Genomic DNA, 4,399 nt, shown 5'->3' with positions numbered 1-4,399 from the left:
TCAAAAACGGGGGTCAGTCCCGCATCCCCCCGCTCTTTTTATTGTTTCTTTTTTTCCGATCCCTTTGATTTCTCTCTTCGCTTCTTTTTCCAAACGGCTATGATAAACAAGAAAAGCGGAAACAAAAGCTGAAAGGGCAAATGAATATACAGCGGCACCACCTTTAGGCCTTCGTTCAGATGCTCTGAAAAATTAGTCGCAATCGTAATAGAAAGGATTAGGATGCCCAATCCCATTGGATAAGCCAATTGGGAAGGTTTTTTTTCCTTAAAGAGCGTGGATGTGCCCACCACCACTGCGTATAAATAGAGGCTGACCTTGAAGAAACCGCCGATGATCAGAGCCAGCATAAAAAAGACATCGAGACGGTCTAGAAATTCTTCAACCTTAATCGTCTGAATCGTACTTAAAAGCGGAAACTGGGATCTGAGTGTAAGATCAACATCGAGCACGCTGATATTAATTGCCACGCTCAGCGCCACAACCATTCCGCTGATGGCTATGGCGGCCATTCCCACTTTCTTCACATCTTTTCGGTCATTAAGATGAGGGAATATCATCACAAATAAAACCACTTCACCAAACGGAACGTACATGGTCTGTGTGAAAACAGAGTGAATGACAGGAACAATGCCGTCTTCTAGGATCGGTTTTAAATTCTGCGTATCTATCGAACCCGAGACAATAATCAGAACAAGGCCGAGGGCGCCCAGTAAATACATGGCTCCGAAAAGAAGCTCAGCCGCACGTGCGAGCACTTCAATTCCTTTTCTGACGGCATATATGCTAACAATCATTAATAAAGCGTTCACGATCAGAATAGGCGTATCATGATAGGCAAACGTTAACAGCATTTCCCCAAAATCTCGCAGCACCCGGGCGGCGATATAGGCAAAGTACAGGATATACAGAAATGAAAACAGCCAGCTTAGCTTGGTTCCCAGCATATCATCCATATATTCTTTCGGTGAAGATTCGGGGTAACATTGATAAATGCCTTGATACAAATAGTAAAGTAACAAACCGGCCGCACAGCCTAATAGAACTGCGATCCAAGCATCCCTGCGCGCCATTGAACCCGGTGTTATCAATAAAGAGCTGCCCAGCTCAAAAATGATAAGCATGACAAACAGCTGCCGTATGCTGATTTTGGCTTTTTCCACCTGGTATGTCCCCTTTCTCCAGACCTATTCACCTTCAAGCTGGTGTTGAATTGGATTGTTTCGCAATCCCGTTCTTCTGATATACGTCTCTGCCTTCACATCGACTGGCAGTTCGGGCAAATACTCTTTATCCCAAGTGTCTTTCATTTTTTCCCACTGCTTCGGATACCTTCTGTATATTGTGTCACCAAAACCGATAAAATCAATTTTGTTCTTCTTGACCATTTTCACAGTGTTGGTGATCTCCTTTTCCAGTTCTTTGTTGAGAGCTTTTTCAATGGCAGACAGCTCCTTTGGATCAGACAATTGGAAAGGGTATTTGACAGCATCTATAATTCCTTCAACCGCCACACGCACGTGGATGTGCGGACGTCCGTTCCGCATCTCAGGTACGAGCTTAGTGGTTTGATGAGTGACCTGTAAGCTGACCGCGTCCTTTGTCTTGTCCCAATCAGCATTAATAAATGTATGCTGAACCTTGTTCATAAGCCAGACAGCTCCAACGCTTTCCCTATCCTCGATCCAATACTTTAAATGTCCTGACTTATTAAAAACCGCCAAACCGTCTGCCTGAAGAATGGCTTTTGGATCTGTCGCCTGCGTGTTTTCCATGCTGATTCCTTTTTTATCGTCGCCAATCATCATATATCCTGGGATAACCGGTGCTCTTGTGTTGATGGCAAGTTGTTTCAGGACGTCCTGAATATTGGTTTTGACCACCCGTCCGTATTGCGCCTCCGTGAAATCGAGTGTTTTATTGACTTTATTTGACGGGATTTTATCAATCGGCGTCAGGATTTTCACGATGTTTTCCGCTTTCGTTTTATGAGCGATGACAACCGTGGCCGTTGTCCTGAATTCTGTGTCGCGATCAAGATTATCTAACACAAAATCCAAGCCTTCCTCTCTCGCCAGCTTTTCACTGATCGCAACGAGATTGGTATGGGCAAAGTAAAGCCGCCGGGATACCTTCATGGAAGCTTTTCTGAGCGCTTCCGTCATGTTGTCGCCCACAATTGAATAAACGGATACAGGCGGCCTGTCTCCAGCACCGCCTCCCTGAAGCCCGCCGGCAACATTTCCGGGATTGATAATTTGAAGATGCAGCACGTAATTGCCTTCGTTCGTTCGATCGATGCCAATCGCCGAGATAATCGCAAGGTCCGTCAGTTCCCGCTTATCCCAGCAGCCGGGCAGCACAATCACACTCAAAAGCATGAGAACGGCTAATACACGTTTACGTACCATTCTGATCCCCTTCTTCCAAGTCCTTGTTTACCATTCCGCGTGAAGCGTCAGGTTTTGGGCGCTGATCATCCCCCTGCCGTACCTTATCTTGCTTGCTGACCGATTCAGGCCTATTTTCGTCAGCCCACCATGGAACCCTGAACAGTGTGTCCTTTACCCCTTGAGATGAAAAAGGAGCGAGCGGCGACATATAAGGAACACCGAAAGAGCGCAGGCTGCATAAATGGACAAACATCATAATGATGCCTAAAATCAGCCCGTAAAACCCCATAATAGAGGACGCAATAATAAAGATAAATCGAATGAGACGGGCTGAAATCGCCATGGCGAAAGCGGGTGTCGCGAAGCTGGCAATCGCGGTGATCGCAACGATAATGACCATGGCCGGAGAGACGATACCAGCCTGTACGGCAGCCTGTCCGATAACAAGCGCACCTACGATTGATACCGCCGAGCCAACGACACGCGGCAGCCTGACGCCGGCTTCTCTGAGAATCTCAAAAGCAACCTCCATCGTAAGTGCTTCGACGACAGCTGGAAACGGGACAATTTCCCGTTGGGCTGCAATGACAACTAACAGCTGCGTCGGGATCATTTCCTGGTGAAATGTAGTGGCTGCCACGTAAACAGCCGGAGCCACGAGTGAAATAAAAAAGACTAAAACCCGCAGAACCCGTATGCTCGTCGCAATGTCAAAACGCGAATAGTAATCTTCAACAGACTGAAAGAATTGAACAAATAAGGCCGGGGCAATAAGAACAAACGGCGTTCCGTCCACAACAATCGCAAATCTTCCTTCTAACAGATTTCCCGCTACAACATCAGGGCGTTCTGTATGATACATGGTCGGAAACGTCGTAAAGGTTTCATCTTCAATCAGCTGCTCGATATATCCAGATTCTAAAATACTGTCTATGTCTATTTTTTTCAGGCGCTGCTTCACTTCCTTCAGCACCTTTTCATCACAAATGCCATGAATGTACATGAGCGCGACATCCGTGTGGGTTACAGACCCTATTTTCATTTTTTCTACCCATACATTCGGATTTTTGATGTATCGGCGAATCATGGAAATATTGGTTTCAAGAGACTCTGTAAACCCTTGGCGCGGGCCGCGGAAGGACACCTGGGTGCTCGGCTCTTGGATGGAACGCTGTTCTCCCCCTTGAGTGCTGCAGATAAGTGCCTCTTCAGAACCGTCTGCAAAAACGAGCGCATTGCCGACCATTAATTCAGAAAAAAGGTTGTCCCAGCTCTTTTCCGCTTTCACTCCGCCTAATGGGAGCGTTTTTTCCAGAATCTGCTGGATCACATCAGGGTTTTGGATAGACTCATCCTGTACCAAAGGCTCGATTAACGATTCATGGATCGTGCTATTATCGACCAGTCCTGCAATATAAATAACAGCTAAATGGACACGGTCCTGCTCACCGATTTTGATCTCACGAATAATGACATCGGAACTGCTTCCGACTGTCTTCTTCGTTTCCGCTATATTTTTGGCCAAACTTGCGGAAACGAGAACCGGTCTTTCTTTTTCTTGCGACTGATCCTGATTCTTTTCTTCTGTTTTCTGTTTATCTTTCGAATCGGTCTCTTTCTTTTGCTTAGAAAATAAAGGCATACACAAAATACCTTTCCTTGTTATTTTCTCATATTCTTCCTTTTGGAGTTCATATTATGCATACCGATGGCTGCGGTATAACTTTTCCGATAAAGATAGACACTAAAAGCGGAGGGTGATGAACCATGAAGATATTAGGCGTGACAGGGGTCTTACTGATTTGTTTATTAACCATTTCTGTTTTGATGGACATGCTACAAGGTTTCAGTTTGACAGAAGCCATTTATAACAATATGTCCAGCTTTAAGATGACGACGTTTGCAGAATGGGTCGTACTTTTATTTTTTGTTTTCATACTAGTGAGAGAAGTGTATGCAACCCATAAATCGAAAAAAAAGAACCCCTGAAGTGAAGTGACCCCCTA

Annotated in this window: 4 protein-coding genes; 1 reads left to right on the top strand and 3 read right to left on the bottom strand. The window is 45.5% G+C overall.

What is annotated here, in order from left to right:
- Nucleotides 1-38: 38 nt before the first annotated feature.
- The 3 genes from MOF34_RS19435 to gerKA are packed head-to-tail and all read right to left on the bottom strand — an operon-like array spanning nucleotide 39 to nucleotide 4,035.
- Complete coding sequence (locus MOF34_RS19435; protein WP_268401400.1) at nucleotides 39-1,163, bottom strand: spore germination protein; 1,125 nt, start codon at nucleotides 1,161-1,163, stop codon at nucleotides 39-41.
- A 24-nt stretch (nucleotides 1,164-1,187) separates the two neighbouring features.
- A complete protein-coding gene (locus tag MOF34_RS19430; protein WP_268401399.1) occupies nucleotides 1,188-2,411 on the bottom strand; it encodes a Ger(x)C family spore germination protein in 1,224 nt (407 codons plus the stop codon).
- Nucleotides 2,401-4,035, bottom strand: coding sequence for a spore germination protein GerKA (gerKA, locus tag MOF34_RS19425; RefSeq protein ID WP_268401398.1), 1,635 nt, complete (start codon nucleotides 4,033-4,035; stop codon nucleotides 2,401-2,403). Before gerKA ends, MOF34_RS19430 begins: the two co-directional genes overlap by 11 nt.
- A gap of 125 nt (nucleotides 4,036-4,160) precedes the next feature.
- On the opposite strand from gerKA, the gene MOF34_RS19420 reads away from it, so the two are divergent.
- Nucleotides 4,161-4,382 carry a hypothetical protein gene (locus tag MOF34_RS19420; RefSeq protein ID WP_268401397.1) on the top strand — a complete coding sequence of 74 codons (222 nt, stop codon included), beginning with the start codon at nucleotides 4,161-4,163 and terminating at the stop codon, nucleotides 4,380-4,382.
- Nucleotides 4,383-4,399 lie beyond the last annotated feature (17 nt).

Source organism: Bacillus sp. T17B1, from assembly GCF_026796395.1.
Classification (GTDB): Bacteria; Bacillota; Bacilli; order Bacillales; family Bacillaceae; genus Bacillus; species Bacillus spizizenii_A.
Note: the sequence above shows the minus strand (reverse complement) of the source record. Positions and strands in the feature narration are given on the sequence as shown.

Coding starts and splice junctions, on each gene's coding strand:
- MOF34_RS19430 (WP_268401399.1), bottom strand. CDS start 2,411: ATGGTACGTAAACGTGTATTAGCCGTTCTCATGCTTTTGAGTGTGATT.
- gerKA (WP_268401398.1), bottom strand. CDS start 4,035: ATGCCTTTATTTTCTAAGCAAAAGAAAGAGACCGATTCGAAAGATAAA.
- MOF34_RS19420 (WP_268401397.1), top strand. CDS start 4,161: ATGAAGATATTAGGCGTGACAGGGGTCTTACTGATTTGTTTATTAACC.